This is a genomic window from uncultured Campylobacter sp. (assembly GCF_938045465.1).
Lineage (GTDB): Bacteria > Campylobacterota > Campylobacteria > Campylobacterales > Campylobacteraceae > Campylobacter_B.
On sequence record NZ_CALIBF010000090.1, the window covers coordinates 1 to 3,984 of the forward strand.

3 protein-coding genes are annotated in these 3,984 nt (G+C 40.6%); all 3 read left to right on the plus strand.

Features of this window, described 5'->3' with window-relative positions:
- Positions 1-608 (plus strand): hypothetical protein (locus tag Q0413_RS04345; RefSeq protein WP_298987688.1); only part of this gene is annotated, 608 nt, incomplete at its 5' end.
- Positions 605-2,731 carry a bi-domain-containing oxidoreductase gene (locus Q0413_RS04350; RefSeq protein WP_298987691.1) on the plus strand — a complete coding sequence of 709 codons (2,127 nt, stop codon included), beginning with the start codon at positions 605-607 and terminating at the stop codon, positions 2,729-2,731. The genes Q0413_RS04345 and Q0413_RS04350, both read left to right, overlap by 4 nt.
- A complete protein-coding gene (locus tag Q0413_RS04355) occupies positions 2,728-3,708 on the plus strand; it encodes a glycosyltransferase (RefSeq protein WP_298987694.1) in 981 nt (326 codons plus the stop codon). The genes Q0413_RS04350 and Q0413_RS04355 overlap by 4 nt, the downstream gene beginning before the upstream one ends.
- Positions 3,709-3,984 lie beyond the last annotated feature (276 nt).

The window sequence follows — 3,984 nt, forward strand, 5'->3', positions numbered from 1 at the left end:
CGTTTTATATCGTCCTTCCATTTATTTTGCGTATTAGAAAGGTGATAATAAGAAATTTATTGTTAGTTTTCCTATTTTTTACATCAATGATAATTCCAGCAATCGCCGATGAAAATTTTTACTCCGCTTCAAATTTAAATAAGCTTCTTGAGCTGATATGCTTGCCGTTTTTGTGGATATTTATCATCGGCATGGTCATGAGGCTTTATTGGCTGGATATAAAAAAATATCTCGTAGGCTACGGCTTATATTATATTGCGCTCTATTTGATATTTTATTTTGCGGCTATAGAGTTTGGAAACGGGCTTGGAGATTATAAGAGAGGCTTGGAAATTTCTACTGTATTTCAAATTTTCCTTTTGGCGTTAGTGATCTTTAGCATGGCTTTTTCCTACACAAATTTAAAGATGGCCAGAAGCACCGATCTCTCTTATAGTACATATCTTTATCATATGCTGATAGTTCAAATTTTAATTAGTCTGGGCTTTGGCAGCTCTTTATGGCTATATTTCATAGTGGTAGCCGCGACGCTCGCGGTAGCTTGCGTTTCTTGGAATTTTATAGAAAAGCCGGCATTGAAATTAAAACAAATAAAGGTTGCAAAATGATACAAGCAATAGTTAAAAAAGGCAAGGTTTTAGCAGAGCAGATCCCTGCTCCAAGCGTTTCAAGGGGATGCGTTCTTATAAAAGTAGTAAATAGCTGCATATCGGCGGGCACCGAGATAAGCGGCGTATCAAATAGCGGCAAGAGTCTGATCAGAAGGGCTTTGGAGCAGCCGGAGAACGTAAAAAAAGTCATCAATATGGTGAAATCCGACGGCATAGCCAGCGTCTATGCGAAGGTAAAGGGCAAGCTTGATAGCGGAAGCCCGACCGGTTATTCGCTTAGCGGCGTCGTCATAGCAGTCGGAGAGGGTGTTTCAAATTTTGAGATCGGTGAGCGCGTCGCCGCAGCCGGCGCAGGGCTTGCAAACCACGCAGAATACGTAGACGTGCCTAAAAATTTAGTTATGAAAATGCCGCAGGATATGGACTTTGAGCGAGCTTGCACCGTGACGCTCGGCGGCATAGCGATGCAGGGCGTTAGGCGGATTGATCTAAGGCTCGGCGAGACCTGCGTAGTGGTCGGTGCAGGGATCTTAGGGCTTCTTGCGGTGCAGATGCTTAAAATTTCAGGCGTCAGGGTTGCGGTTAGCGATTTTGACGATAGGCGTTTGCAGATAGCAAAGGAATATGGCGCCGAGCTCGTCATAAACCCGTCAAAGGAAAATTTGCTAGATGTCGTTTCATCTTGGAGCGGCGGATACGGCGCTGACGGCGTGCTATTTACCGCCGCTACGAGCAGCAGCGAGCCGCTATCTCAAAGCTTTCAGATGTGCAAGAAAAAGGGCAGAGTGGTGCTCGTGGGCGTTGCCGGTATGCAGATCAATAGAGAGGATATGTATAAAAAGGAGCTTGATTTTCTCATCTCCACTTCCTACGGTCCCGGTCGCTACGACAAGAGCTACGAAGAGCAGGGGCTTGATTATCCGTTTAGCTACGTAAGATGGACTGAAAATCGAAATATGAGCGAGTATCTAAGGCTGGTAAATGAAAATTTGATAAAGCTGGATAAGCTCATAGACGCAAAATATCCTATCGAGCAGGTAACGGAGGCGTTTGAGTCGCTGCAGACTTCGCAGAATAAGCCGCTTATGGTTTTGCTCGACTACGGCGAGGCAAATTTAGCCGAGCTTGATAGCTATCTAAATCACGATAAAAAAATCATCATAAGCTCCGCGCCAGTAAACAGGGACGTGATAAACGTCGCGTTCGTCGGAGTCGGTGGATTTGCTACCGGTATGCACCTGCCTAATATCTCAAAGCTTACGGATAAGTATAAAATTTACGCGATCATGAACCGAAGCGGACATAAGGCAAAGGCGGTGGCGCAGCAATACGGAGCGAACTACGCTACTTCAAATTTAGACGATATTTTAAACGACAAAAACGTTGATCTGGTGATCATCTCTACAAGACACGATAGCCATGCGGAGCTTACTTTAAAGGCGCTTGAGGCAGGCAAAAATATATTTGTAGAAAAGCCGCTTGCGACAAACAAAGAGGAGCTTGAAAAGATAAAGAAATTTTACGAAAGAGATGGCGACAAGCCCGTTTTATTCGTGGGATTTAATAGGCGATTTAGCGCTTACGCACAGGAAATAAAAAAGCACACGAGCGCTAGAATAAATCCGATGATAATCAGATATAGAATGAACGCGGGCTATATACCGATGGATCACTGGGTGCATGAAAACGGCGGTAGAATGGTGGGCGAAGCGTGCCACATAATAGATCTGATGACGGCGCTAACGGGCAGCGAGATACAGAGCGTATTTTCGCAGGCGATCACGCCGAGTAATGAAAAATATAGCGCCGAGGATAATAAATCTATCGTATTAAAATACAAAGATGGCTCGGTGGCAAATATCGAGTATTTCGCAAATGGCAGCAAGGAGCTAAGCAAGGAATTTATGGAGATCCACTTTGACGGCAAGAGCATTATTTTGGATGATTACAAAAGCCTAAAAGGATACGGAGTGGGGGTGAAAGAAATTTCAACAAACGCAAGCCAAAAAGGTCAGCTCGAAGAGCTCGAGGTGCTATTTGGGGCTCTAAAAAAAGGCAAAAGCTGGCCGATAGAGCTTTGGGATATGGTGCAGACGACGGAGATTTCGTTTTTGATATGAGTTCGTTAGTGCAAGATAGGCTTAAAAAATACGATAAAATTTTAATAATCGGACCGTATCCGCCTCCTCTTGGCGGAGTGTCGGTTTATATTTATAGACTTAGTAAATCGCTAGATAATTCGCAAGTATTTGATGTATCCAAAAATGGTTTTAAAAAATATATCGATTTATTTGCGGTATTGTGCAGGACAAAATTTCGAGCCGTAAATATCCACTCGTTTAGTATGACGATAGTTTTTGTGCTTATGATTACTAGACTTTTTAAAAATTTTGATTTAATTACCACTAGCCATAATCCAAGGTTGTTTGAAGAGTCCTCTAAATTTAAGGCGTTGATTTATAGAGCCTTTTTTAATTGCATAGATGTTTTGGTGGTAGTTAATAAACATATTTTAGACGATTACAAAAGTAGGGATTTGCATATTCCAAAAAGCATTATAATCGAGCATGCTTTCTTGCCGCCACCGTTAGAGGAGGAAGATAAAATTTTAGCTACCTACCCTAGCTCTTTTTACGATTTTATAAAAAGTAAAACGCAGATAATAACGGCAAATGCATTTCAAATATCTTTTTATAAAAATACTGATTTATACGGACTTGATATGTGTATAGAACTCACGGCCAAGCTAAAAAATGTCTATCCAAATTTAGGGTTTATTTTTGCGCTAGCAAACGAAAAGGTTAATACGGAGTATATAGATAAAATGCATCTGCGTATAAAAGAGTTAAATTTAGAGGAAAATTTTTATTTTCTGACTGGGCAAAAAGAGCTTTGGCCTATATTTAAAAAGGCTAGTCTAATGATAAGACCTACGAATACCGATGGGTATGGTGTTAGTATTGCAGAAGCCTTATATTTTGGATGTCCTGCGATAGCAAGCGATGTATGCGATAGACCGACAGGAACGATTTTGTTTAAGAATAGAAATTTAGATGATCTATATGATAAAACAAAAAGGGTTTTAGATGCAATGTAAATTTTGTAAAGCAAACGATGTCGCTTCGCTAAAAAAAATGCGAAGTATATACAACAGTTTGGACTATATGTTGTATTTTTGCGATAGTTGTAAGTGCTATTTTTTTGATATAAACGAGCACGATTATGATCTTAGGCTGCTATATGATAGTCTAGGAGATAAAAACATAAGCTCATATGACGTAACTTTTAAAAAAGATAGATACTGGAATAATGAAACAAGGATTATATCTTCTATACAACCGAATATAAATAGCATATTGGATCTTGGTTGCAG